This window comes from Staphylococcus sp. EG-SA-2 (assembly GCF_017152085.1).
This window is the reverse complement of the sequence record NZ_JACYHC010001007.1, coordinates 1-828: the sequence shown is the minus strand read 5'-3', so window position 1 is coordinate 828 and position 828 is coordinate 1. Positions and strand designations below refer to the sequence as shown.

Genomic DNA, 828 nt, shown 5'->3' with positions numbered 1-828 from the left:
AGCTTAAAAATGAACAAATTGAATATAAAAATGATGTAGAGAGCTACTTTTTAACATGGGTACATCAAATGAAAACACCCATTACTGCAGCACAACTGTTACTTGAAAGAGATGAGCCTAATGTTGTGAATCGTGTTCGTCAAGAGGTTATTCAAATTGATAACTATACAAGTTTAGCACTTAGTTATTTAAAGTTATTAAATGAAACTTCTGATATTTCTGTCACTAAAATTTCGATTAACAATATCATTCGCCCAATTATTATGAAATATTCAATACAGTTTATTGATCAAAAAACAAAAATCCATTATGAACCTTGTCATCACGAAGTATTAACTGACGTTAGATGGACCTCTTTACTGATAGAACAATTAATAAATAATGCACTTAAGTATGCGAGAGGTAAAGATATATGGATTGAATTTGATGAGCAATCCAATCAATTATACGTAAAAGATAATGGTATCGGTATTAGTGAAGCGGACTTGCCTAAAATATTTGATAAGGGCTATTCAGGTTATAATGGCCAGCGTCAAAGTAACTCAAGTGGGATTGGCTTATTTATCGTAAAACAAATTTCAACTCACACAAACCATCCTGTTTCAGTCGTATCTAAACAAAATGAGGGTACAACATTTACGATTCAATTTCCAGATGAATAAAAACTTTCAATATTGTAAGCATACTAGTAACATTTTTTCACTAATTTAAATGTTATTAGTATTTTTTTGTTTTAATATAGAACTAACAAAGAAATGAGGTGCATGCCATGTTGCTAGAAGTGAAACATGTAAAAAAGGTTTATGGTAAAGGTTTGAATGCTACGAC

At 30.4% G+C, this 828-nt stretch carries 1 protein-coding gene; it reads left to right on the top strand.

Going from position 1 to position 828, the window contains the following annotated elements; genetic code table 11:
* The coding region (gene nsaS, locus IDG60_RS27795) for a nisin susceptibility-associated two-component system sensor histidine kinase NsaS (protein ID WP_206160979.1) at positions 1–662 on the top strand (662 nt) is incomplete at its 5' end.
* Between the last annotated feature and the right edge of the window lie 166 nt (positions 663–828).